This is a genomic window from Mucilaginibacter lappiensis, from assembly GCF_900155965.1.
GTDB classification, from domain to species: Bacteria; Bacteroidota; Bacteroidia; order Sphingobacteriales; family Sphingobacteriaceae; genus Mucilaginibacter; species Mucilaginibacter lappiensis.
Window position 1 is genome coordinate 349,592 of the sequence record NZ_FTMG01000001.1, and the last position, 24,832, is coordinate 374,423.

Below are 24,832 nucleotides of genomic sequence, written 5' to 3' on the forward strand. Positions count from 1 at the left end.
TTATATACTTAATCCCGTCAAAACCCCATCGCCTTCCGGGCACATTGCTATTATTTGTAAAATAATCGGCTAATAGGCCTAAAATTAATTGGGTCAATTAGATTTAGCCGGTTCTTTAAATTTTATCTCATTGGTCAGGCTCTCATGAAAGGCCTGGACAAACGCATTTTTAAGTATACCTACAAATGTTGCCCATCCGCTTGTTTTAGGATCTTTGACACTTCCTTTTATAGGGATGATTGTCGCAATTTTTTTTGTTTTCGGATTAGTAACCACTTTAGCGAAAAGACCAACCACCGCTTTTTTAACTACCCGGATGATTCCACCTTTTTTCTTGATGTCCTTCTTAACGTCCAATACTTTTAGGTCTTTAATAAAGGGCTTCACATATCCGTTCATTTCTCCGTCTTTCAATTTCAGCTTACTAAAAATATCAATTCCGCCCCGTTCAACATCCATCTTAGCATTTGCTTCAAAAAAGCCATTCAGGCTCAATAAATTGGCACCGATTAGTTGCATACCCATCTCAAAGTCAGGTATATCTTTTAACACATTTACTTTTGCGTCCATTTTCAGTTTACCATTACCGATGGATATTCCCGTAAGGTTAACCTGGGATGGCAATGGATCAGCTGCTTTCTGCACGTTTGCCAGGTTCAGAGCGGTTAACTGCATTTTTTCTATATGCAGATCAGTGTTTGGCTGCTTATCAAGATCACGGTAATCAAACCGGCCGTCATTCACCTGAAGTTTATTGATGGTCATCGGCATCAGTGCTTTAACGGTTTTCGTCCAGCTATCTTTGGAGGGTTCCTTCGCAATTGATTCCGTAGTAAGAATATTCACAACAGGCTGGTCCAATGTCACTTTTCCTACCAATCGACCTTTAAAAAGCGCAGACCACTCAATGGAGAGATCAGCCTGCCTGATTTGGAGAAAAGGGTATTTCTCCAGATCGGTTTTCTTTTTCAGCAGCAGGATTTTAATTACATAAGCGCCCCGCAATAGATGAATATCTATATCATCAACATGTCCTGTATAACCAGGTAATTCGTTTAGCTTTTTATTGACATAATTTTTAACGATCCCAGGCAAGGCCAGTCTGACGACGATGATCGCAAGGATAAGTATCGTAACGATAACGTAAACGAGCTTAACCTCTTTTAGGAACCGGAACCTTGAAGGTGCTCTCTCTTTCATTTAAGCTCCTTTTTTCACCTGTAAACTATTCATCAGCTGGTCATACAGATCATCGCTTTTCGCTGCTTTGGGTTTTAGTTTTTTAATTGTCGGACGTTTGCCTTTGGCTTTCGCTTCGATCAGCTTCAGTAATTCTGTATGATATTCATCTTTGTATTTTGACAGGTCCAAATCTTCCGCATATTGGTTGATCAGTGCTAAGCCCATATCCAGTTCCTTTTTTGTGACCTCGACTTTATCATTGAGTTTTAGCTCACTTTGATCGCGTATTTGCTGTTCAAAACGAATGCGCGTTACGACAATAGCTTGATCAACCGGGTGTACAATACACATACTTTCCGTATTTCGCAATACGAATCTGGCTAATCCCGCTTTCCCCGATTTCTTCAATGCTTCCAGCAATAAAGCATAGGCTTTATTATTCTTGGTTTCCGGCTCTGTATAATACGAGGTCTCGTAAAACATTGGGTTCACTGAGGTGATATCCACAAAATTTTCAATTTCGATCACCTTGCTTTTTTCCGGTGCTGCCGCCTCAAAATCCGCATCTTCTACAATCACATAATCATTCTCGTACTTATACCCCTTGACGATCTTGTCATAAGGCACCTCCTTTTTAGTATTCTCGTTCACCCGTTGAAATTTGATATGGGCATGATCGCGACTGTCCAGCATGTCCAGATCAAGAGCGGATGTTTGGACCGCCGAATATAATTTTATAGGGATGCTAACGAGCCCAAACCCTATTGATCCTTTCCAAATACTTCTCATTGCTCTAATTTCTTTATATTGTCGTTCACACTTTGCGGGTGATGCGCTTCGATCTGATCAGCCAGTAAATGCAAAATTTCCTCGTTGACATTCCCTGGGTTTTGACAAATGTGCAGGAAGTCGTGATCATCCGGTGTAAAACTTGCAACGTAAGTCCCGTTCTCAAATACCCGGTACTTACATTTACCCTCCTCGTGATGTACATATTCACCTACCTCAAAATGATGTACTTCTTTTTCCTTACTAATCGTAATCGGATAGTTTTCCATAATCATACAACCTTTTGAAATCCCTTTTGTTTAAGGAGTTATGGAACCAAATGAAGAACTGAACGGCTGCCCGCTGTGGAATTGGATTATGCCTGCCGTTAGTGGTCGATTACTCAGCGTTTCGATTATATCAATTCAATGGAATGCTGAAATAAAAGGTTGATCCTATACCCACTTCGCTTTCTACCCAGATTTTTCCCTCGTGGCGCTTGATAATCTCCGCGCTTAGGTATAGCCCGATCCCAAATCCTGAAATATGTTTGGTACCGCTATCTTCGACGCGGTAATAACGGTCAAATAACCGCTCTGCGTCTTTTGGTTTAATCCCTATTCCTTCATCCCGAATGCTCACCTTCGCATGACCATCTACAACCTGGCAATTAACAGTTACGAACTTTCCTCTAGGAGAATACTTGATCGCGTTGCTGAGTAAATTTGAAATTACTGAGCCGATCTTATCCCGGTCTCCATTAACCTGCACTGGATCACAGGGTGCAAATTGTATTTCGTGACTGCTCATTGTCATTTTGATTTCATCAATTATTTCCAATAGCAGCTCCTCTAGTTTGAATGGCTGTTTAACGATCATTAATTTACCAGATTCCAGGCGCGAAATGTTCAGAAAGCCATTGATCATATTACTCATTTTTTTAACCTGCGTATTTGCCTTATCCATGGCCCCGGTCAGAAAACTGTCTTCATTGTATTTTAATTTCGTATTTACTATCTGAACGAGCGCTGTCAGGGTGGTTAGCGGTGTTTTTAACTCGTGGCTGACCATCCCGATGAAATCATTTTTGCGGATTTCATCCTGTTTGTTCTCCGTTATATCATGTAATACCCCGGTAAAGAAATCCTTACCATCATAATGCTGCATGGTACCGATACCCCGTACCCAGCGAATGCTGCCGTCATGATGACCAATCACCGGGTATTCCATATCGAAGCGCTCTCCTTTGGTAAATGCAGCTTCCACCATATCAGCTGCCTGTTTCCGGTAATCGGGATGGATCTGGTTAATAGCCGCATCATAAGGAACTTCCTCATCCTTCCGAAACCCAAAAAACTCTTTCAGTCTGGGTGATGGATAGAAGATCCTGTCCGTGGCATTAATAAAATATGTACCGAGGCCTGCGGCATCTATCGCCATACGCAGGCTCTCTTCGGCTCTCTCCACTTTTTTTGCGGCCAGATGTTGTTCGGTAATATCCATTACTACACCGGTAAACGCGGAAAATGCGCCGGAAGGGTCTGCCTTTAAATTACCAATCGCACGAAGCCAGCGTAACTGGTTATCATGAAAGCCAATTACCGGATAAGTCACATCATAGTCCCCATTATGGTAAATAGCATTTTCGAGCTTTTCCGCAACATAGCCTCGGTATTCTTCGGTAATTTGGGCCAGGGCACCTTCTATATTTAATTCCTCCTCCGGGTAATAGCCAAACAGTTCCTTTAGGCGCGCATCTGTTATGAATTCCCGGGTAACAGAATGAATATACCAGGTACCAAATTCGGCGGCATCGATAGCCAGACGCAAGGCTGCTTCGCCTTCCTCAATTCTCTGATGAGCAGTGAGCAATTCTTCATTTACAGCAGCAAGCTCTTCATTAGAGGCGGTAAGTTCTTCGTTCATTGCCTGAAGGTCGTTGGAGAACTGTTCCAATAGTTTACGAGAAACAACCCGGTCGGTAATCTCAAAAGACATGACCAATACGCCCGTCCTTTTACCGTTGATATCACTCAGTGGCTGGTAGGTGTAATCTACGAAAGTTTCCCTTTGCGTTCCATCCGGAGCAGCAAAAATAACCGGGCTTTCCTTCACGTCTATAACTTCACCGGTTTTCATCACCTGTCTAAGTTGACCAGGAAATGGCTGGCTGGCTAATTCAGGTAAAATTTCCAGTAGCGGTTTACCAATAACCTGCTCTTTGGTTTTATTCCAATAGGCCAGGTTAGCTTTATTAACAGACTCTACGACCAGGTCATTACCCCTGATAACCACCACCGCGGCTGGCAGGATACTAATGATCTGCGCTAGTTGCTGTTCGTTATTTTTTCGGTCGGTAATATCAATGCAGGAACTGATGTAGCCGGCGAATGTTCCATCTGACCGGAACCGTGCCGGTATGTTGGCCAATAGCCAGCGGTAGTCGCCGGCTTTACTTAATATCCTGAACTCGCCCTTTACCGATGCCTGCTTTTCAGCCGCAGCCAGGTATGTTTTTAGCCAGCGGTCCTTATCATCGGGATGGATCAGTTCTGCCCAGCCGAATTCCAGCAGATCGGCTTCTGACTTACCAGTAAGATTTACCCATGCTTTATTAAAGTAAACCCCTTTGCTGGTTTCGTCAGCCATTGCGATCATCACATCTGTATTTTCGGACATATTTCTAAACCGCTGCTCGCTTTCTGACAATTCTGCCACGCGTGCTGCAACCCGTGCTTCCAGATCGGTATTGATATTTAACAGGTTGTCCTGTGATCGCAGCAATTCTTCATTAGCTGCAGCAAGCTCTTCATTGGAAGCGGTCAGTTCTTCTGCCAGGTTTTGTTCGCGTTCCTTACCTTCCAACATTAATAATCTGTTGTTACAAAGCTCCGTTACATCCGTTGCAGTGTGTAATATGCAATAAACTTCCCCGGTTTCATTTTTAAGGGCACGATAAATAAAATCGTAATAAAACCATTTCAGCTCGCCATCAACTCTTAGCTGGGCGGCAGTATTCTTTGCTTCATAAGTTACACCGGTGCGCCAGACATTTTTCAACAGGTCGAAAAAAGGTTGACCGATCAATTCAGGAACAGCTTCTGAAAAGGTTTTGCCAATTACACTTCTGTCTTTCCCCCAAAATCCGATCATGGCATCGTTGGCCATCTCTATCAACAGGTCTTCAGTCGAATAAATGGCAGTAGCATCCTTAGATAGCGCAAGTATCGCTACCAGGTCATCATTATTGAATTTACGGGTATAAGGTGTCATTGGCAGCTAATTCTTTTAAGGTTATCTTTCCGTGCCTAAATCGATTTTATTTGTTTTTGTTCATTTATCCACGCCTCTGCTAATTTGATATCTGTGAAATATTGCGTGGTAATAATACCGGCCATGATGTCAATGCTTTTCTTTGCGGACAGCTGGCTGAAGGTACTGGGTGAAAACACCAGTGCAAAATATTTTAAACCGGCTTTTTCCATCATAGGGAACCAGATATTCCCCACCCATTCGGCAGCCTCTGACCAGTTGCCCAATACATGCGTGTTGTCATTGACCACACGGTCACTCTTATTTTTCTCCAGGATCTCCCACATGATCAAACAGCCTCGTTTAACAGATTCTATATCGTGAAAACCTGTCCAGTCAACGTCCAGCCGGTTATGCATTTTGTTGTAATTAATGGATATATACCTGTCCCGATAATAGGTTGCTGTCCGCGTCACCTCTTGTTTTTCTGTCTGAACTATTGGTAACCTGAAATAAAATGTGGAACCCTCGCCTACTTCGCTTTCGATCCAAAAACTGCCGCCATGACGCCTTAATATCTCAGCAGAGATATAAAGTCCCAACCCTAGACCTTCAAAGCGCATGGACGTATTATCCACACGGTAATACCGGTCAAATAATTTATGAAGGTTTTCTTTGGCAATCCCGATACCGAAATCTTGTACGGAAACAACAATATTATCCTGGTCCATCGCACTGTTGATAAGTACTTTCGTTCCTGCGGAGGAATACTTGACTGCGTTTGATATAAAATTATTGATGACTTGTTCTAAACGGCCGCGATCGCCATCATAAGTAATATCAGGATTGCCGTTGAGAATAAGCTGATGCTGGGGCGCGGTGTGTTTCATGCTTTCGACGCTATCGTTCAGCAGTTCGGCGAAATTGAACTGTTCCATCGCATAGCTAACCTTTCCGGCATTGATCTTAGTCACGTCCAACAGATCAGCAATCAGCCGTTCCAGCCGTGCGATATGATCGGCTGATTTGCTAATAAATGGTTTTACTTTTTCCGGGACCTCCAGTCGTTTCATGATCTGGTTATAAGCTTTGATGCTCGTTAACGGCGTTTTAAGCTCATGGCTGGCGATGGAAAGAAACTCGTCTTTTTTATACTCATTCGCTTTACGTGAATCGATATTGGTATTGGTTCCAAACCAGGATGTGATCACGCCGTCTTCGATGAATGGTACAGCACGGGCAAGATGCCAGTAATAGTTACCATCGGAGAATTTCAAGCGAAATTCAGTCATATATTCTTTTCCACTGGCCAGTGATTGTTCCCATTTTGTCTGGCATCCGGTCAAGTCATCCAGGTGAACAAAGCCCTGCCAGCCTTTTCCTACGATCACATCTGTATCATAACCGAAGTCGTCACATACGACCTGGTTAACATAATCCAATTCACCATTCGGCTTTGCAGTCCATACTTGTTGTGGCATGGTGTTCAACAGGAAATTATGCCGTTTGTCGCTAGCTTCAACCTTTCGTTTGACCCTGATCGTATCGGTTATTTCGATCACGAACACCAGGATGCCATCTACTGATCCATTCAGATCTTTCCTGGCCTGGTAGATAAAATTGAAATAGCGATCCTCAACCGGGCCATCTGACGTCCTGGCCAGCGGAATGAGTAATTCATTTCCTTCAAATGTTTTCCCGCTAGTATAGACGCCCTGCAAAACGTCCCAGATGGCTGAATCTTTAACTTCTGGTACCGCTTCAAGTAGCGGTTTGCCCAATAATTCTCTTCCGGGGAATAATTGCTGGTACAACGGATTAATCAGCTCAAAGGTCAGTTCAGCTCCGCCAAGAATACATATGCCAGCGGGAGCCTGCCAAAAAAAGTTTTTAAGCCTGTCACGCTCGATGATCGTTTCCGCCTGTGCTTGCTCGGCTTGTTCAATCGCTTTTACTTTTTCTGTGGTTTCAACACAAATTACCAGTACGCCGTTAATATGACCTTGCGTGTCTCTTAGCGGGCTATAAGAAAAATCAAAATAGCAATTTTCAGGAAAGCCGTTTCTTTCCAGCGGCACCATGAAATTGGGGAAGCCGACTGTTTTCCCTGCCATTACTTCCTCAAACATCGGCCCAATGGTGTCCCATATCTCCGCGAATGTCTCACTGCCGGAAATCCCTAAAGCTTGTGGGTGTTTGCTCTTTCCGAGGATGGGCCTGAATGCATCGTTATAAAATTGTAAATATTCCTGTCCCCAGCAAATCAAAACCGGGAATGCAGTGCTCAGCATCATACTGACGGTTTGCTTCAACGCTTCCGGCCAGGTTCCGGGCGCCCCTAGTGAGGTAGAAGACCAATCCTTAGCGCGGATCTGCTCACCCATTCGGCCACCGTTACTTAAAAATGGGTATTCAGCATTCGATAAGGAAGAATTCTGTGCCATAATTTAATTACTGATGAAGGAAGAAACTAAATTGGAAACAAAATGTTTTGAGTAATTATTGATACCACAAAATAATACTAATTTAAATCCGCCCGTCGTATATCAAGTTGCTCAGGTGTACATAGACATTATAAAAATGCAGTTTTGAGGAGCAATGGAAAATCACAGATTCGATGTGCACGAAAAATATTTGTTGCTATGGAATTCAACATCAAACAGATTGTTTGAATGAGCTAATGACTTTATTATACCATCAACAAGCAGTTATAATTTCAAAAAAATTGTGTCATGCAAAAGTCCGGGACAGCACGGTGAGTAAACGCTAATTCAGCTATCTGAAGTTTGTAACTTAGGATATCAATACATGTAGTTTGCGGAAAACTTCAATATTTCATGCAAATAACTTGAAATTAAGTTATTTAAGCCTATTGCGAGTTAATAAATAAGTTTAAATTGTGCATGCTGTAAATCCCGGATAAAAAAAGTTATAAAATAGAACTCTAATGAATTTAACCCGCCGTAAATTCTTACAATCCCTGTCCATTGGCGTCGTCCTAACAACAAAAAAAGGTTGGGCAAACAAGTTCCCCACTAAAGCAGTTGAGCGCAGGGACCTCTTTCCACAGGGTGTAGCATCAGGTGACCCAACAGCTGACACAGTCATCTTGTGGACGAGGCGTCCACCAGTAAACGGAAATTTCGCCAGCAAGCTGATCGTTGAAATATCGACCAGCCCGGAATTCAATAAAATCCTGGCGGGCGGTACTGCAAATATTAGTGCTGATTCAGATTGGACCTGTCGTTTCCTGGCTACAGATCTCAAACCCAATCGCGAGTACTGGTACCGCTTCATTGATGATCGTGGTTTCGCAAGCCGGATCGGTCGCACTATGACAGCACCCAGCGATGATTCGGATACACCTATTCGTTTTACCTTTGTATGTTGTCAATGCCCTAACGAAGGTGCCATGAATGCTTACCGAAAGATGATCTTTGAAGATGAGGCACGTCCGAAAGAGCAACGGCTTAATTTTGTGTTGCACCTGGGCGATTTTATTTACGAGGTGACCTGGTATGCCGAAGATAATCCGAACGGAAACCGTGGTCGTCGCATCAGAAACCTGTATAAATTTCCGCAAGGTCGAAAGGTTAGCAATTTCCATCTCCCCGTTACCCTGGAGGATTATCGTACACTCTACAGGGCCTATCTTGAGGATCCCGACTTACAGGACGCCCGTGCCCGTTGGCCATTTGTCTGTATTTGGGATAATCACGAATTTGCCTGGGCAGGATACCAGAGCCAGTATGTGGCAGGTGGCGGCTTCAGCGCTCCTGCACAAAACCAAAAAGTCTCTGCCAACCAGGCCTGGTGGGAGTTCATGCCTGCAATGGTCAAACAGCCGGGTAACCCCAAGATGGAACATTTTAATGCTCCCGCAGTGGTGGATACACCCATGGAAAAATTCAACGAAGACGGACTTTCAGAAGAGCCTAATAACCTGAAGGCGATCAATAGCCTGAAGATCCAGCGTGTATTGCGTTGGGGCAAAAATGTAGACTTACTGCTGACCGATAATTGGTCATTCCGTTCTCCCGATATGTCGACTGATGATTTTAATGTACCAGAGTACCCAAGGGTAGACGCGCAGATACCTTTTGAGATCATGAATTATGGTCGTCATTACAATGGAGATAAACCACCGGAAACCATACAATTCAATGGCAAAGCTATTCCGAATCCTACAAAAAATGTTCATGCCCAAACTTACCTGGGTAGCGAGCAAAGAAACTGGTTCTTAGAACAACTCGGGGCTTCTAACGCGCGCTGGAAAATATGGGGACACGGTTTTGGCACCATGGAAGTACGTAGTGATTATCAAAATTTACCCGGCGAACTAGGCGCTAAGTGGCCTAAAGATGTAGGATATGCTTTAATAGACAACCGGTTCCTTCGTGATAAAGACATCATATTTGATTTCATACACGACCATAAAATCACAGGTTTTTGTGTGGTCGGAGGCGATCGTCATGCGTTTCACGCCGGTTTAGCGTCTAAGGCGCTGCCGCCGAAGAAATACGAACCACTGGGCGTAGAATTCATTACCGGTTCCATATCGCAGCAGACGCTCTTTGAAGTATTGGAAGTAACTATGGCTAAGGACCATCCGAAACGCGTACTGCACCTGATTGATCAGCCGGATGGCACCGTGATCCCTTCTATGAACGTTGCCGCTTTGCATGGGGTGCTTTCGACGCTAAAGCTAAAAGAGACCGGAGATATGGAGCAAGCCCGTGCCGTGCGCAATCCGGATGTGGCGCCGCATTTGTCATTGCTCGATTTCGGGGGCCATGGTTATGTATTGATGACTGCCACTTCGGAGCAACTTTCGGCGGAGTTCGTATGCATCCCCCGTCCATTGGAACGCAGCGAGCGTCCTGATGGTGGTCCTTTGGCCTACCGTGTTGTGCATCGCACAAATTTGTGGAACGCAGACGAGACACCTAAGCTTGAACAGGAGATCCTTGAAGGCAACCCACAGTATTGCATCTGAGTTATTGCCCCACCCCCACCCGCTTAAGCGTCTATGCTTAACTGAAAAATAAATGCGAGTGTCCACATGGATATTCCGGAGCCGTGGATCATAACATTCCGAAATCGCGGACCAATAGTTCTGCAACACTTTGACCATATCAAATCACTGATTAATAGTTGCCATTTTTTAATGTGATAAACACAAGGCGCTGCTCTAAATGCCACGGAATCGCCTGGTCAAGGCCTACGGAACGTCCATATTTCTCCCTTGCAGTGAGGGAATACAAACTGGAGAACTGATCGTAAATGCATTCATAGATCTGCTTAAAATAATCTGGATCTATTTTGGAAAGCCGCTCTGAAATGGAGCTTCTACGTATCCGTTCACCCTCATCCAGATTAAAAAGCACCTTAAATACAGAATTATTGAAGGTATCTTCCAAAGTTCGCTGGCTTAGTTTTTCATTATCCAAAATGCTATACAAGAGAAGATAGAATAGTTTATTGCCATGAAGAACCTTGGCATAATGATCGATCTTGGTCGTTAGGGATAAATTTGATATCAGAGCCTCAGGAATGTATTCCGGGAGATGTTTTGCACTAATAATATGATCTTTAAATTTCGGCATATCTCATTGATTATCAGCCATTAGGATACTAATTTAAGATCAAAAAAACAATAATAACTAACTGGAAATCAGATGTTTGCAATGATAAATAAACCGATTTATAACAAAAAAGTCGGAAGAAAATCTTCCGACCATGACTGGCTTTAGGCCCCCTTATAGTTATTTAGATTTGCTCGCTGGGTTCTTTGAAAATGTCTTCAACAAACCCAATAGCTGTTCCCTGTGATCGTTATTCATGTGTTCAGGCTTTCCTTCCTTAGTAGATTTAACATATTGCCAGAAATCAGAGCTTTGATTAAAACCATATTCAGGCGCTAATGATACAAACCGGACATTTTCTTTAAAAGTAAGTTCTCCTGGTTTTTCATTCCTTTTTAAAACGCGACCTGCCCTCACAAAGTATGGAAGAATAGAAACGTCTTTTGTGTCAGGCGTCCATACTATGTATAATATCTGTGTTTTCCCGGAAGTATTAATAAATCCGTGCATGAAAAATCTGTTACCATAAAAGAGTTCCTTTGGACGCATAGGCACTATATCCACTATGTCTTTAGGAGCGTTTTCACCTGGTATTTTATTTAAATCAGGATAAGCTGTTTCACCCATATACATAGTAAATCCACCATTTGGTGCATAGAACCATTCATCTGTCCAATGGTGAATGTGCGGCGGCGGCCCCTGGTTCGGCGGAACAGTCACTTTGGCAAACAGGTATTTTCCATTAGTAGATTTTCCTGTCTGAATAAAATCAAATATCTGGTATGCAGGGCCTAAAACAAGAGGTCCATCACCAGACGATGGAATTTCCGGGAAATCAAAAGGTTTATAGCTTTCCGGAGCAGGTGTGCAGACAGCTACTTTAGCTTTAGCTTTCACTTTAGTTGGTGCGGTGTAAGAGAACAGGGACATCGCTCCAATGACAAGAACAGAAGCGCCTGTCATCAATAGGATTGTTTTTTTCATGATATTTTTGGTGAATTTTTTCATTCAAAACTATCCGATATTTGGGTTATATTTACATACCAGTTTTAATAATAAACAGGGCCCAGATTGGATATTCGATAGCTCCTGCCGATAGAACGACCTCACGTGCAGCCTCAATTATCATGATCTCCCCGTTTCGCAGCAACTCAACTCCAGTACAATGTGAGCCTGTTAATTGTAGCTTTAATGCTTTCGTATTTGTCAGAATGGTAAGATTTTGCTTAACCGATATCGAAGGAAGCTTTAGATAAGCAGTTGGGCTTGACCGGCGGTTTTCACGGAAATTCACACTCATCGGTCCAACGCCTTGAGGGGATTGTCCATTCATGTCATCCAACAAAGGCATGCCCATCGCCAAGCAGGAATCTGAAAATGCGGCAATTAACGGATGCGGATCTTTAATATTCTCGATAGCAATGGGACCACCCGCACCGTGGAAAGCAGAGGCTCCACCTTCCCAGTCTTCTATTTGCCTGAATAATGGTAGCACTGATTCGTAATCCCAACCAGGATTGCCGGCTGCAGCCCAGCTGTCATAATCGTGTTGTGTGCCTCTCGCCCACATCATGGCATTGATACTACCTGATCCACCGAGTACTTTTCCTCTCGGTGCCAGGTTGATCCTATCTTTTAGTAAAGCCCCCGGTGCATAGGTGTAGGCATAGTCGTGGGCTGAACCAATATTTTACGCCCACATTAAGGGATGTTCAATTTCCTGTATAGCAGTATCCGAGCCTCCTGATTCGATCAGCAGTACAGAAGCTTCCGAATTTGCGGCAAGGCGGCCTGCGACAACGCAGCCAGCTGATCGTCCTCCAATAATAATATAATCATATTGACGCATAACAGCGTCATTACTTAAAAGTGTATCGTTCATAGGGGGTATTTATATTGTTTAACATGATAGACTTAACATAGAATGACATCGGAGAACTTGATCGGCAGCGGGCAGATATGACCGCAGACAAAGTGATTCCGGGATGCTAAAAAGTAGTTGTAGTTTGAGTGCTTCGTTGAGTTTTGATTAAATCGCGGCTACTTGAAATGGGTCAGTAAAAAGCCCTCTTGAGAGGGCTTCTACGATAATCACCATCATGAACAATTATCAAGCTGGCAACAGTTGGGTAGTGATACCGATTCTGTTCCAGGCATTGATCGTGATGATTGCCAGAATAACGTCCGCCAGGTATTTTTCATCAAGAACGGCTGCTGCGGTAGCATAGGTTTCATCTTTTACATGATTCTGGATCAATGTAACCTCTTCAGTGAGTGCCAGGATCGCCCGTTCTTCCTCCGAAAAAAACTGAGTGTCTCTCCAGGCATTCAATGCATAGATGCGCTGCTCTGTTTCGCCAGCTTTCCGTGCCTCTTTCGTATGCATATCAATGCAGAAAGCACAAGCATTTATCTGGGAGGCCCTAATTTTGATCAGATTTTTGTGGGTTTTGGTCAGTGATGTACTTTCAATGAATTTTTCCAGTCCCAAAATGGCTTGATATCCGGCAGGTTCTACTTTGTCAATTTTAATGCGTGTACTCATTTTTGTTATTTATTAAGGTCAGTTATTATTTTATTCAAAAGATCTTTCTACTTCATGTACATCTTCCAGCATGAGAAATTTGGTGATTTTGCCGTTTTTAACGGTAAAGCGCTGGCAAAACTGATTCGTAAATGTTTTCCCTGTAGCAAAAGGAATTCGTATCATTACCCCAAAAACAGCAGCCTCAGAGCCCTCAACGAAGACGTATCCAGGTTCAACCTGTTCTTCACTGTCCATGTGTGCGTCGAATAATAAAGTGAGCGCTTTTGCAATATCCACCCTATTATTCAACTGCCCGGTCCAGGGTAATACTTCAGAAACTGGTATTAACCAGTCTATATCGTCTGCGCACAACGACGCTATTCCCTCCGCATTTTTCTCATCAACATTTATATAAAAGCTGTTTAGAACAGCCAGTGTTTCGTGTTTATCTGCTTCCAAGTTCATTTTCGGGTTGTAATTATCAAGTGGTTCTTGGCCACTTAATTCGCTGTTTCTATTCAAAATTAATGCTATTATGCTCCGGAATACCGCCCCAGTCTTAAAATAATCAGCGGCCCAGCTTGTAATTGTGATGCTATCTTCCCGCTATTGCATTGGAATCGTAACACCCGCCACCAACTTTGTTTTATCCGCATCAAAGTAATAAGCAGGCATAAACCAAAGTGTTGATTTGATGTGGGGTATAGTGTATCTGAAATTTGGCCCTACGCCGTGCTTACGCCAGGCTGTTGCGCCTATTGTAAACTCATTGGTGCATTTATAAAACAGGTTCGCCTTATATAAATAATTCGATTTTCCTGCGCCCACCTCCCATAACGCCGCAAACGTAGTTCTTTCATTTCCAGTCTAGATACTGGCAATATATCGGGGGCTTGTTGTACCATGTTCGATACCCGTGCCGAGCCCGAGAATTAATGATGGAGCCACCTTATAACTGGCTCCCACCAACGCTTCGCCCCATTGATGCTCCAACAAACCAAAATAAGTGAGTGAAAACCGGTCTGTAAGCTTTTTGGAACCGAAATAATTGATGTTCGGTTCATGTTTTCCTCCTACTGTATATCTGTCGTAAACTTCCAGTTGCGCTATCGCGCCCAACGGAAGCATCACTGCTAACAGAACTAAATATTTTTTCAAGTTAATGGGATCCTAAAGGGGAGGCATTATGGAAACAATAGTATCCCGGTCATCCTATTACATTTTTTGCAAAGACGCGCCATAAGGCCAAACAACAACAACTCAATTGCCGGCATGGCTGAATGACCAGGAATACTATGTTTGTCTTTTTGTCAGTTATTCAGATTTCTTAAACAGGTTATCCAGGCTCCAATTGTAAACCGGGATCGTAGAAAGCAGCAGGCTGCCGGAACAAGTACCGAAAACTGCGAAGTTAATTGGGGCTTTAATACCCAAAAAGACGGTCATGGACAGCGCAAAAATCAAGGTTAGCACGCAACTTGCAATAGCGGCATACCGGGTTTTGAAGCCGATTATTAATAAAATACCAATAGAGGCCTCAAAAAAAGTGGCGAGCCCACCCATGACATTGACCACGGGCCTGTCAAGAAATGGAATCAGTGTAGCCGTATAGTCTATAAATTTGTTCCAGGCTCCCCATTCTATATTTCTCGTATCAGTGGGCAATAGGCCCAGTCTGTCTGAAACAGTTGTTAAAAAGCCAACACCTAATGCCAAACGTAATAGCAGCTGGGGTATTTTAAATGAATTTTTCATAATTTTTTTGTTCTTTAATGGAATTAACGATGCAAAGATATATTACCTCTGGGTCGTATTTACATACCAGATTTCAAAATTTGCTGGACCCAGCAAATGAGTGTTGTACCTGTTTTACAGTGCTTACTATTAGTTAATTTCTTTGCAAAAAAACCTTGCGGTCACCCGATGCTATTTAATCATGATGTGTGCAGACAATTTTTTATATGGTAACTGTTTAACAACTTCACGATTTGCGAGGCTTTCCTGGAGTATCCTGTGTTTCTCTTGATCTAAATCAACTTCTTTCTTATCCTTATCAATGCACAGGCTACACCTATCGGTGAACTTTGACCAGATACTTACACTAAATAATCCCGGTAATCATTGAATGATGGCGTAAAACTTTAGTGCCGCGTAACTTCTATTAAAAATTACTAAACATGAAAAATGCGAAAGAACTGTTAAATTCATATCTTGAAAATATAGGTGATGTGGATCAACTCATAGAATTCTTCGCTGAGGTCGGCGCATTTGATTACCCTATCTTGCAAGTAATGGAGGGCCGGCAGGGGCTTTACGACTTATTTAAAATCTCCCTCAGCCGTTCCACAGGTTCAGCTCTAAAAAAATCAAGATACTTATTGAAACACCTGAACAGGTTTTCGCTGAATACGAAGTAATGGTGATTGCTGCGAGAACAGGAAGGCCATACCATCAAACCTATTTGGGCAGGCTGGTTAATGAAAATCGTAAGATCAAACTTATTCATGAAGGCTTTATGCCTGCGGCAAGCTCTTTTTCAAGATCGTTAATGCCCTGACCATTTCTTCCTCCCGGAGTGACGCGAATCCCATTCGCAGTCCATTTGGTGAAAAACTTTCATTTTGGTAGTATGATCCGTCTCCGATATACAGGCCATTTCCTCCGGCAATGTAGGAGAGTTTCTTCAAATCAATTTTTTTGTCAAAGTTCACCCAAACCCCCAAACCGCCTTCCGGCGCTTTGAAATCTACTACATCATCTAACTGCGCTTTAAGCATTTCGCAGAAAATGTTCCGGCGCTGTTTATAGATTTTTAACGACTTCCGGAAATGCCGGTCCATTTCTCCATCGTTATATAATACGGAAAATGCTTCTTCCAAAAGCGTATCACCTTGTTTGTCGATCAGCTGCCGGATAGTTGAAGCAGATTCGATAAAGCCCTGCGAAGCAACCATAAAGCCTATGCGTAACGCCGGTGCAAAGGTTTTGGAGATCGATCCGATATAGATCACGTTATGGTGATGGTCTATACTCGCGAGCGGCACATACGGCTTATTGTCATAGTGAAAATCAAAGTCATAATCATCCTCGATAATCGCAAAAGAGTGTTCTTTAGCTAAATTCAGCAATTTCATCCTGCGATCCATACTCATGGTTACCGTCGTTGGGAAATGATGGTGGGGAATGATATAAACTGCTCTGACTTTACTTTTTTTCAAACGCTTTTCCAGGAAATCCACATCCATACCGTAGTCATCTACGGGTATGCGTAACAGGTTTGCTCCGGCAAATCTGAAGGTATCATCAGCAGAGCCGTAATTGGAAACACCAACTGCGATCTGATCCCCTGGCTCCACCAATAATTGGGTAGCAAGGAAAATACCCATCTGGCTCCCTTTGGTGATGAGAATATTTGTTGTTTTGGTTACCAGGCCCCTGCTATGGGCTAAATACTGCTGCAATGCCGTGCGCAGGTGTTCAGATCCCATCGCGGTACTGTACTTGAGAAAATTCTTGCCCTGATATCGCCTCGACAGGCTTCGGTATTCGCGCATCAATAAATCGACCGGCGCAAGCCGAACGTCCGGAAAACCATCATCTATGGCCAGCACGATATGCTGAAGGTTTTCATTTGGCAATATCTTCCCGAAATCCTGTTTCCAGCGGAAAGAAGCGCGATCATTTTCTTCATTGCCGGTGTCCGCATGGATATATTTCGAACGTATAGGCAATTTTGAGAGCACGAAGATGCCTTTCCTTTCCAACGATTCCGCCCAACCCTGACTGATCAGTTCTTCATAGGCCAGTTTCACTGTATTTCGGGCAATTCCAATCAAATCTGCCAAAATACGGGAGCTCGGCAAAGGATCCGATGGTTGAAGCGTGCCATCGGTGATCAACGAAATAAAAATATTGCAAACCTGGATATGGAGGGAGACCGATGAATTCCGGTCAACCTGAACTAACGTTTTATAGGGCAGCATCTGGGCCATATTTAATATGAAAACTGGGGTGTAAATATAATCCAAGTTACCAATAATTTTGTGGTAAAATAATTGAAAATGAAAAAGATATTGATAATCAATGCCAGTGCAAGACAAGCTCTTTCCAAAAGCAGGATGCTCACTAATGCATTCGTTGAGGAATGGGAAAGCCACGAAGGCAATGCTCATATAACCTACCGGGATTTAGCTGCTAATGACATACCTTTTGTTGACGAAAACTGGGTAGCAGCGGCGGCAAAACCCAAAGCATATCGCACAACAGAAGAAGCAGCCACATTGCATTTAAGCGATGGGCTGATCGCGGAAATTAAGGCAAATGATATGATCGTCATCGGTACCCCAATGTATAACTGGTCCATACCAGGGGTACTAAAGGGATATATTGATCAGATCGTCCGCGTGAATGAAACCTGGAGGATCAACCGGGAAGATCCGTCCAACCCATATCTGGGTTTACTGGAAAATAAAACGTTGATCTTATTGCTTTCGAGGGGTGGTTCAGGTTATGAACCGGGTGAAGCCAATGCGCACATGAATTTTCAAAGCACCTATTTGAAAACGGTATTTAACATTATGGGGATCAACGATGTTCAGACGATTGCCATCAACGGAGAATCTCAAGATCCAGAACGATTGAAGATCAGCATTGCTGATGCAGTTCGGGATGTAAAAAGCCTTGTAAGCTCGTACCTCGTTGATTCATCACCTTTGATTGAAGCGCAATGATAAGCGATAAACTTAAAGGGGGAATTTATGTAGCCTTGGGCGCATCCAGCTATGGCATGCTCACAACCTGTGTGAAGATGGCCTATCACGAGGGTTTCAATGTGGCCGAAGTGACGGTATCGCAATATGTTCTTGGGGCATTGGGCCTGTTAATCCTGAATTTATTCCGGAAAAATAAATCAATGATCCTAAGTAACCGTCCCAGCGCCAAAACTGCGCTGCAATTGGTAGCTGCTGGCGCTTCACTCGGCCTGACAAGTTTATTTTATTACCTGGCAGTACAGTATGTTTCGGTCGGCGTGGGCATTGTATTGCTCATGCAGTCAGTGTGGATGGGTGTCATAGCAGAAATGATCGTTCATAAAAAAATGCCGGGATCAAGAACACTACTGGCAGTCATTATTATACTCGGTGGAACGGTGTTGGCAGCTGCAATTGGTCAGCAAGGTATCCGGATCAACTGGATCGGCATCGGCTGGGGTTTGCTGGCGGCAGTTTCCTACACAGCGACGATGTATTCATCTAATCGTGTTGGCCTCCATTTTCCACCTTTAAAACGGAGTTTATACATGATTCTGGGTGGGCTCATCATCATTCTGTCGATCTTTCATGCGCATCTTAATCAGGACTTTTCATTCAGGATCTTCGTTCGCTGGGGTATAATACTATCGCTTTTCGGGACAATCTTACCGCCGATCCTGCTAACGAAGGGGATGCCGCTTACCGGCATGGGCTTGGGCGCTATTATCGCATCGCTGGAAATCCCGGTGTCCGTTTTAATGGCTTTCGTACTGATCAATGAGCACGTGAGTGGCTTGCAATGGTTAGGTGTTGTACTGATTCTCCTTGCAGTCGTGCTGATGAACGTTGGGAACCGAACGCCGATTCCCGGTTGAGAAATTCAAACCAGCCCCGGTGAATTGATATGACAACGCCATTTGGTGACCTATAAAATTTTGAAGTCCAAATTTATTTAACCTTTTAAAAATGAATACGATGAAAACAATGCCAATTTTATTACTCATGTTATGCGTCATCGGGGCATGCGGCCAGCAAGCAACTCCCAGGGTTTCAGCCGCTGAAGTTTTACAAACTGCGGGTGTTCAAATGACAGCATTTATTAACCGGGACGAGAAGACGATATCTGTCTTGTACGGGGATTCTGCGGCGTTTGAAAGCACGAAAAGCAATTTTAAACATCATACGTCTGAAGAACATTTTACACTGATTACTTATAAGTTGAAAAATTTCTACTACGACTACGATGCGCAGGCGCGCGGCGAGGTAGAAAGGGTAGAAAAAGTTTCGGATCTGGACCCGGAGAACGACGCCAAATTTTCGTATATGATCCCGGTTGGAAAATGGCCGCGCGATAGTTCGGGTACCCGCTTCAGGGACAGCGACCGAATCAAATTTATTTTTTCCCATAAAGCATACGAATACCCCGAAATAGGTGAATTAAATAAATAAGTATCAAATCATTCAGGAGATGCAGGCGATAATCAATCAGTTTTGGTATTGTATGCAAACATATCCGTCAAGCTGCGGCTCTATCGCAGAAACAATTGTTCTCTTAAGCGATGATTTATGGCTGGCGACGTCGTAACTCATAGCACTACGTTGTCAGCCCTTTTTGTTCGTTAGCGTTTGGACGAACTTCGCGATAGTTGAAGCTATGCTGAACAGTTTCGGCGAACAGGAAACCGATCGATTATAAATTAATATCAGTGCATGAAGTTATTGAGAAGCCGTAAATATATTTCCGTTATTCAGCTACAAAATTCAGTATTTGGGATACAACGCCCGCTAACGAAACAGGTAATTTTATCACCTCAAAAAAGATGAAAGCTTCCCACCAAAATTTCAAGACTATCAACTCAGTTAGCGAATATCATGCGTTACTGCAACTCGATAAACCGGAGCATCCGTTAATGAGCATCGTCAATTTTTCAAAAGTCAAATACACCAATCCGGGTCCCGAGATCACATTGGTCATGAACCTTTACTGCATTACCATAAAACAAGGTGCTGATTGCGTTTTACGATACGGGCCATTGCACTACGATTTTAATGAAGGCGTGATGTTATTCATCAAACCCGGGCAGGTGATCAGTGTGCAGCACACTTCGGAGAATGCCAAAGAAGGGTATATGCTCCTTATTCACCCCGATTTTTTAGGCTCCTTCCCCCTGGGGCTGAAGATTAAACGGTATGGTTATTTTGAGTACGCCATTCACGAGGCGCTCTTTCTTTCAGACAGAGAGAAAATTCACATGAACACAATCATGGCCGGAATCGAAATCGAGTATCATACCAATATAGATATGTTCAGCCAGGAAGCAATCGTCACCTTTACCGAGCTGCTGTTGGTCTATGCTAACCGGTACTTTAACCGGCAGTTTATAACCAGGAAGTCTAAAAATGAACAGCTATTGATGCAAGTCGAAAAATTGCTGGATGATTATTATACGGCGGGCCAGGTAATAAAAAATGGCTTGCCAACCGTGCAATACCTTGGCGAAAAACTGAATTTGTCCCCTAATTATTTGAGTGACATGCTACGGGTAACCACTGGCAAAAGTGCACAAAGTCACATCCAACATAAGATTCTGGAAGAAGCAAAGCTTTTATTAAGCACCTCAAAACTATCGGTCAGCGAAATTGCTTACCAGCTTGGTTTTGAAAGGCCCCAATCTTTAAGTAAACTGTTCAAAGCTAAGGTGGCTATCTCCCCGTTGGAATACCGAGCTTCATTTAATTAGCGTACTGACTATCCGGCCGCCGTGTTTTAATTTATTCCTTAAACTCTGTTCTCCCACAAACCTGATCAGCGATTTGGAAACATAAATCAGCGATATAGCGAACCGGTTATACTCCGCACCTCGGAACTTTGGCGCAGTAAATTTTAAACAAAACCTTTGTAAAATGAAAACAACCAAATTAGGTAGTCAAGGTCTGGAAGTGCCCACTATGGGGTTCGGCTGCATGAATCTTGCCGGAAGTGATACACAATTCATCTATGGGAAAGCCGATGAAAGTGAAGGTGTCGCACTTATTCAACGAGCAGTAGAACTGGGGGCTACGTTCCTGGATTCCGCCGATATTTACGGGCCGCACCGGAGTGAGCGCATGATCGCCAAAGCGCTTGCGGGAAAACGTGATCAGGTTATCATTGCAACGAAATTCGGATTTGAGATAGATGACCATGAAAAGATGACGGGAAAAATGAACGGGAGCAGCGCATATGTAAAAATGGCGGCCGAGCGCTCTTTGAAAAATCTGAAAACTGATTATATCGACCTTTATTATTTACATCGGCTTGATCCCAATACCCCTATCGAAGAAACCATGAGCGCAATGGCAGAATTGGTAAAAGAAGGAAAGGTAAGATACCTGGGCCTTTCGGAAGTGTCAAAAGAAACTCTCCGTCGCGCCCATAAAATTCATCCCCTAACTGCATTGCAAACTGAGTACTCTTTGTTCGAGCGCACCCTAGATGAGGACGGAACAATCAATGTCCTTGACGAACTGGGGATAGGTTTAGTTCCTTACTCGCCGTTGGGACGAGGCTTTATTACCGGTGAATTGAAAAGCCCGGATGATCTTCCCGCAGAAGATCCCAGAAGGAGTTTTCCGCGCTTTCAAGGCGAAAATTTTTACAAGAACCTGGAACTTGTCGATGAGCTGAATAAAATTGCGATTGAGAAAGGCGCAACTCCTGCGCAACTTGCTTTAGCCTGGAGTATTACCAAAGGATATGTGCCGATCCCGGGGACCAGGAAAATCAAATACCTCGAACAAAATATGGACGCTGCTGATATCACCCTGAGTGCCGATGAAATGCAACGTATCGAATCGATTTTGCCGTTGGGAACAACACTGATCGGAAACCGTCTCGACGAAAACATGTCAAAGACGATCGATAAAAACTAAAAGATCATTCAGAAACGAATGACCTGATTCAGCAATTATAGACTGGCCGTAAAGAAAGTTGCAGCGCATGCCCGGCCGATCGCCGGAAATACTGGACAGATGGCAAAATCGAGCATTTACTGGCCATGACCTGGCAAAAACGTTGATATAGATCAAGACGTTTTTTATCATACATCAATGCACAGCGAAAAGCGTCCCTATAGTTTTGCATCAACAATCTGATACAATTTAAAACAGAACAAGATGTCAAAAAAAATCTTTATTACCGGAACAAGTACTGGGTTTGGAAAGCTAACTGCGATCACCCTTTCACAAGCTGGCCATACCGTAATCGCCGGCATGCGCGGCACTAACGGCAAAAACGAAGCCGTAGCAAACGAGCTAAACGCTTTACCTAACATTGAAGTTGTAGAAGTCGATGTGACTGACGATGCTTCAGTTAAAAACGCATTCGAGCAAACCTTAGCTAAATACGGAAATATAGACGTATTGATCAACAACGCCGGTATTGCCGGATTTGGGCTGTTCGAAGCTTACACCATTGACCAGATCAAAAATATATTTGACGTCAATTTCTATAGTGTAGTCCGCACTTACCAGGCAGTATTGCCAAGCATGCGTGCGGCTAAAAATGGCCTGATCATTAACCTGACCTCTGGCGCCAGTGGCCATACCTTACCTTTCATGGTACCTTACCTTGCTGCAAAATTTGGTGTGGAAAGTATTACCGAAGGTGCACAGGATGAATTGAGCGAATATGGTATCGAAAACGTAAGTATCCAACCGGGTGTATATCCAACCGAAATGAATACTGGCGTTAAAACCGGCATCAATGCTGACAAACCGGAAATCATCGCTGAATACGGCGAGGCTGCAACAGCAAAATTCAACGCTATGGGCGGCGCTTTATTCGGCAAAATGGCTGAATTTAAAATGGACCCGCAAGCCATCGCTGATGGTATTCTGGAACTGGTTAACATGGAAAAAGGTACACGTCCACTGCGCTTTCCATTGGATGCCATCGCACAGGGAACCGATAAGGAATTTATCGCGGCAAGAGCCGAAACCAAAGCTAAATGGCTGGGTAAATACACCGGCTAATTTAGTTATACAGTAAAGCCTTTATCAGCCGGTAAAGGCTTTACTTTTTACCTCAGCATACAAATCATGGATATTATACAAGCTTTGAACTGGCGATATGCCACAAAGCGGATGACGGGACAAACCGTTCCGAAAGAAACAATCGCGAAAATTATAGAAGCTGCGCATTTAGCACCATCGGGGATCGGTTTACAGCCCTATGAAATCATTGTGGTAACTAACCCGGAATGGAAAGCGAAGATCCTGCCGGTGGCCATGAATCAGCCCCAGGTGACACAATCTTCGCACCTATTGGTGTTTGCAGCCTGGCAGAACTATTCTGCCGAACGCATTCATGGAGTGTTTGACTATCTGAATGAGCAACGTAATCAACCGGCTTCGGTATCGGACAACCATCGAAATTTCGCGCTCAAATATTTCGGCCAACTTTCAGAGGAAGAGCAATTTCATCATGCAGCAAAACAAGCGAACATCGCTTTAGGCCTGGCGGTTGCGGCAGCGGCGCTGGAACAGGTGGACGCCACCCCAATGGAAGGCTTTAATGCCGCGGCACTGGACGAACTATTGGGTTTGAAAGCCAAAGGTCTCAGGAGCTCCATGCTCATGGCCATAGGCTATCGCGATGAGGAAAATGATAAGAACCTGAAGCTGAAAAAGGTCCGGAAGCCGTTATCACAACTCGTGACGGAACTGGCCTAACCATAAAAACAGATATTTATTATGAAAAAGTTAGCCAAAAGGGCACCCATCGGGACTGGTTTATTACTTAGCCTGTTCTTATTTTTAGCTACCGGTAAAAACGTACAAGCGCAATCGCACGGTTTAGTTGGTGTCGATCACGTAGGAATGAACGTTCCTGACATGGATAGCGCAGTTAAATTCTTTACCGATGTAATGGGCTGCGTGCCGGTTACCACCATCGGCCATTTGCCAATGGACGCTGCCTGGAAGAAAAAATATAAGATCCATCCCCATTCAGAATTGGAAAGGATCGTTTCGTTAAGGGCGGGTAACGGTTCAAATATTGAGCTGTTCCAATACCAATCCACCGAGGCCAATAAGGAGCAGCCTTATAACGACGATATGGGATTAAACCACATCGCCTTTTATACAACGGACATGCCCGAAACCGTTGCTTTTCTGAAAACGAAAGGGATCAACGTCCTGAATGATCCGATAAAAAATATGGCAGGGCCAACTGCCGGCGAAACCTGGGTTTATTTTCTGACACCGTGGGGTGCTAAGATCGAGCTTATCTCTTATCCCGACGGAAAAGCTTATGAAAAAACAAGCCCTGCCGTAAAGCTATGGTCACCGAAGGATGCAGAAGCTCCGCTTAAAATCACGGAGATGCCTGCTGCTCAAATCAATGCTATCGTTGAGAAGCATCTTGAAATCTGGAATGCAAAAGAAAGCCAACAACGTACTGACGCCATTAAGGAAGTGTACAATGACCAACTTGTTTTTGTCAGCCCCGGTTTTGAATCTGTCGGCAACGATAAACTAAATAAGTTTATTGACGATCTGCATGCCAACAATGCGGGCTATGTTTTTACACATCAGCGGCCGATTGAAAGTCATCACAACCTGGCGAGGCTATTCTGGTCGTTCGGCCCGCCGTCACACCCTGATGCCATCACGGGTATGGATCTGTTTATAATAGAAAATGACAGGGTGCAATCATTATATGTATTCCTCAATGCTCCAGGGAAATAAGCATCCCAACTAAAAATTCAAATCAACAATGCCTGCTG

At 43.7% G+C, this 24,832-nt stretch carries 24 protein-coding genes; 10 read left to right on the plus strand and 14 right to left on the minus strand.

The genetic code is table 11. The features are described from left to right. Window positions 1-93 precede the first annotated feature (93 nt). From BW976_RS01425 to BW976_RS01445, 5 genes are all read right to left on the minus strand, one after another. Window positions 94-1,200 carry a DUF748 domain-containing protein gene (locus BW976_RS01425; RefSeq protein ID WP_076369661.1) on the minus strand — a complete coding sequence of 369 codons (1,107 nt, stop codon included), beginning with the start codon at window positions 1,198-1,200 and terminating at the stop codon, window positions 94-96. Continuing rightward, a complete protein-coding gene (ku, locus tag BW976_RS01430; RefSeq protein ID WP_076369663.1) occupies window positions 1,201-1,971 on the minus strand; it encodes a non-homologous end joining protein Ku in 771 nt (256 codons plus the stop codon). Continuing rightward, window positions 1,968-2,240 carry a hypothetical protein gene (locus tag BW976_RS01435; RefSeq protein ID WP_076370599.1) on the minus strand — a complete coding sequence of 91 codons (273 nt, stop codon included), beginning with the start codon at window positions 2,238-2,240 and terminating at the stop codon, window positions 1,968-1,970. The genes ku and BW976_RS01435 overlap by 4 nt, the downstream gene beginning before the upstream one ends. A gap of 130 nt (window positions 2,241-2,370) precedes the next feature. After that, on the minus strand, window positions 2,371-5,223 hold the full coding sequence (locus tag BW976_RS01440) for a PAS domain S-box protein (protein ID WP_076369665.1): 2,853 nt from the start codon (window positions 5,221-5,223) through the stop codon (window positions 2,371-2,373). A gap of 35 nt (window positions 5,224-5,258) precedes the next feature. Continuing rightward, entirely contained in the window at window positions 5,259-7,646 is a 2,388-nt protein-coding gene (locus BW976_RS01445) for a PAS domain-containing sensor histidine kinase (protein ID WP_076369667.1), read from the minus strand. A 503-nt stretch (window positions 7,647-8,149) separates the two neighbouring features. Here BW976_RS01445 and BW976_RS01450 point away from each other — a divergent pair. After that, window positions 8,150-10,198: an alkaline phosphatase D family protein gene (locus BW976_RS01450; protein ID WP_076369669.1), complete on the plus strand. Its 2,049-nt coding sequence runs from the start codon at window positions 8,150-8,152 to the stop codon at window positions 10,196-10,198. 151 nt (window positions 10,199-10,349) lie between these two features. Here the strand turns inward: BW976_RS01450 and BW976_RS01455 are convergent, their stop codons facing one another. The 8 genes from BW976_RS01455 to BW976_RS01495 all read right to left on the minus strand — a co-directional run bounded on the left by BW976_RS01455 (window position 10,350) and on the right by BW976_RS01495 (window position 15,069). Next, entirely contained in the window at window positions 10,350-10,808 is a 459-nt protein-coding gene (locus tag BW976_RS01455) for a hypothetical protein (protein ID WP_245834595.1), read from the minus strand. Window positions 10,809-10,967: 159 nt separating this feature from the next. Further along, window positions 10,968-11,771 carry a cupin domain-containing protein gene (locus BW976_RS01460; protein ID WP_217696190.1) on the minus strand — a complete coding sequence of 268 codons (804 nt, stop codon included), beginning with the start codon at window positions 11,769-11,771 and terminating at the stop codon, window positions 10,968-10,970. 52 nt (window positions 11,772-11,823) lie between these two features. After that, window positions 11,824-12,474: a GMC family oxidoreductase gene (locus BW976_RS01465; RefSeq protein ID WP_084192006.1), complete on the minus strand. Its 651-nt coding sequence runs from the start codon at window positions 12,472-12,474 to the stop codon at window positions 11,824-11,826. A gap of 3 nt (window positions 12,475-12,477) precedes the next feature. Then, window positions 12,478-12,669: a GMC family oxidoreductase N-terminal domain-containing protein gene (locus BW976_RS29980; protein ID WP_076369673.1), complete on the minus strand. Its 192-nt coding sequence runs from the start codon at window positions 12,667-12,669 to the stop codon at window positions 12,478-12,480. Window positions 12,670-12,897: 228 nt separating this feature from the next. Next, window positions 12,898-13,332: a carboxymuconolactone decarboxylase family protein gene (locus BW976_RS01475; protein WP_076369675.1), complete on the minus strand. Its 435-nt coding sequence runs from the start codon at window positions 13,330-13,332 to the stop codon at window positions 12,898-12,900. Window positions 13,333-13,362: 30 nt separating this feature from the next. Beyond that, entirely contained in the window at window positions 13,363-13,836 is a 474-nt protein-coding gene (locus BW976_RS01480; protein WP_139332156.1) for a nuclear transport factor 2 family protein, read from the minus strand. 345 nt (window positions 13,837-14,181) lie between these two features. Next, window positions 14,182-14,472: a hypothetical protein gene (locus BW976_RS01490; protein WP_139332157.1), complete on the minus strand. Its 291-nt coding sequence runs from the start codon at window positions 14,470-14,472 to the stop codon at window positions 14,182-14,184. A 156-nt stretch (window positions 14,473-14,628) separates the two neighbouring features. Beyond that, entirely contained in the window at window positions 14,629-15,069 is a 441-nt protein-coding gene (locus BW976_RS01495) for a DoxX family protein (protein WP_076369683.1), read from the minus strand. A gap of 422 nt (window positions 15,070-15,491) precedes the next feature. Between BW976_RS01495 and BW976_RS28835 the strand changes: the two genes are divergently transcribed. Next, on the plus strand, window positions 15,492-15,731 hold the full coding sequence (locus tag BW976_RS28835) for a hypothetical protein (protein WP_084192007.1): 240 nt from the start codon (window positions 15,492-15,494) through the stop codon (window positions 15,729-15,731). 96 nt (window positions 15,732-15,827) lie between these two features. Here BW976_RS28835 and pdxR read toward each other — a convergent pair whose 3' ends face one another. Further along, on the minus strand, window positions 15,828-17,306 hold the full coding sequence (gene pdxR / locus BW976_RS01505; RefSeq protein WP_175614005.1) for a MocR-like pyridoxine biosynthesis transcription factor PdxR: 1,479 nt from the start codon (window positions 17,304-17,306) through the stop codon (window positions 15,828-15,830). 69 nt (window positions 17,307-17,375) lie between these two features. Here pdxR and BW976_RS01510 point away from each other — a divergent pair, with 69 nt between their 5' ends. The 8 genes from BW976_RS01510 (at window position 17,376) to BW976_RS01550 (ending at window position 24,794) form a co-directional block, all read left to right on the plus strand. Further along, window positions 17,376-18,044: an FMN-dependent NADH-azoreductase gene (locus BW976_RS01510; RefSeq protein ID WP_076369685.1), complete on the plus strand. Its 669-nt coding sequence runs from the start codon at window positions 17,376-17,378 to the stop codon at window positions 18,042-18,044. Further along, window positions 18,041-18,940 (plus strand): EamA family transporter, encoded by a 900-nt coding sequence (locus BW976_RS01515; RefSeq protein WP_076369687.1) that lies wholly within the window; start codon window positions 18,041-18,043, stop codon window positions 18,938-18,940. Before BW976_RS01510 ends, BW976_RS01515 begins: the two co-directional genes overlap by 4 nt. 100 nt (window positions 18,941-19,040) lie before the next feature. Next, window positions 19,041-19,514: a hypothetical protein gene (locus tag BW976_RS01520; RefSeq protein WP_076369689.1), complete on the plus strand. Its 474-nt coding sequence runs from the start codon at window positions 19,041-19,043 to the stop codon at window positions 19,512-19,514. 371 nt (window positions 19,515-19,885) lie between these two features. Further along, window positions 19,886-20,806, plus strand: coding sequence for a helix-turn-helix domain-containing protein (locus BW976_RS01525; RefSeq protein ID WP_076369691.1), 921 nt, complete (start codon window positions 19,886-19,888; stop codon window positions 20,804-20,806). Between the two features lie 163 nt (window positions 20,807-20,969). Then, the gene (locus BW976_RS01535; protein WP_076369695.1) at window positions 20,970-21,977 is read left to right on the plus strand and encodes an aldo/keto reductase; all 1,008 of its coding nucleotides are present in this window, start codon (window positions 20,970-20,972) and stop codon (window positions 21,975-21,977) included. A gap of 243 nt (window positions 21,978-22,220) precedes the next feature. Beyond that, the gene (locus BW976_RS01540) at window positions 22,221-23,078 is read left to right on the plus strand and encodes an SDR family oxidoreductase (protein ID WP_076369697.1); all 858 of its coding nucleotides are present in this window, start codon (window positions 22,221-22,223) and stop codon (window positions 23,076-23,078) included. Between the two features lie 66 nt (window positions 23,079-23,144). Then, a complete protein-coding gene (locus BW976_RS01545; RefSeq protein WP_076369699.1) occupies window positions 23,145-23,777 on the plus strand; it encodes a nitroreductase family protein in 633 nt (210 codons plus the stop codon). Window positions 23,778-23,798: 21 nt separating this feature from the next. Further along, entirely contained in the window at window positions 23,799-24,794 is a 996-nt protein-coding gene (locus tag BW976_RS01550; RefSeq protein WP_076369701.1) for a VOC family protein, read from the plus strand. Window positions 24,795-24,832 lie beyond the last annotated feature (38 nt).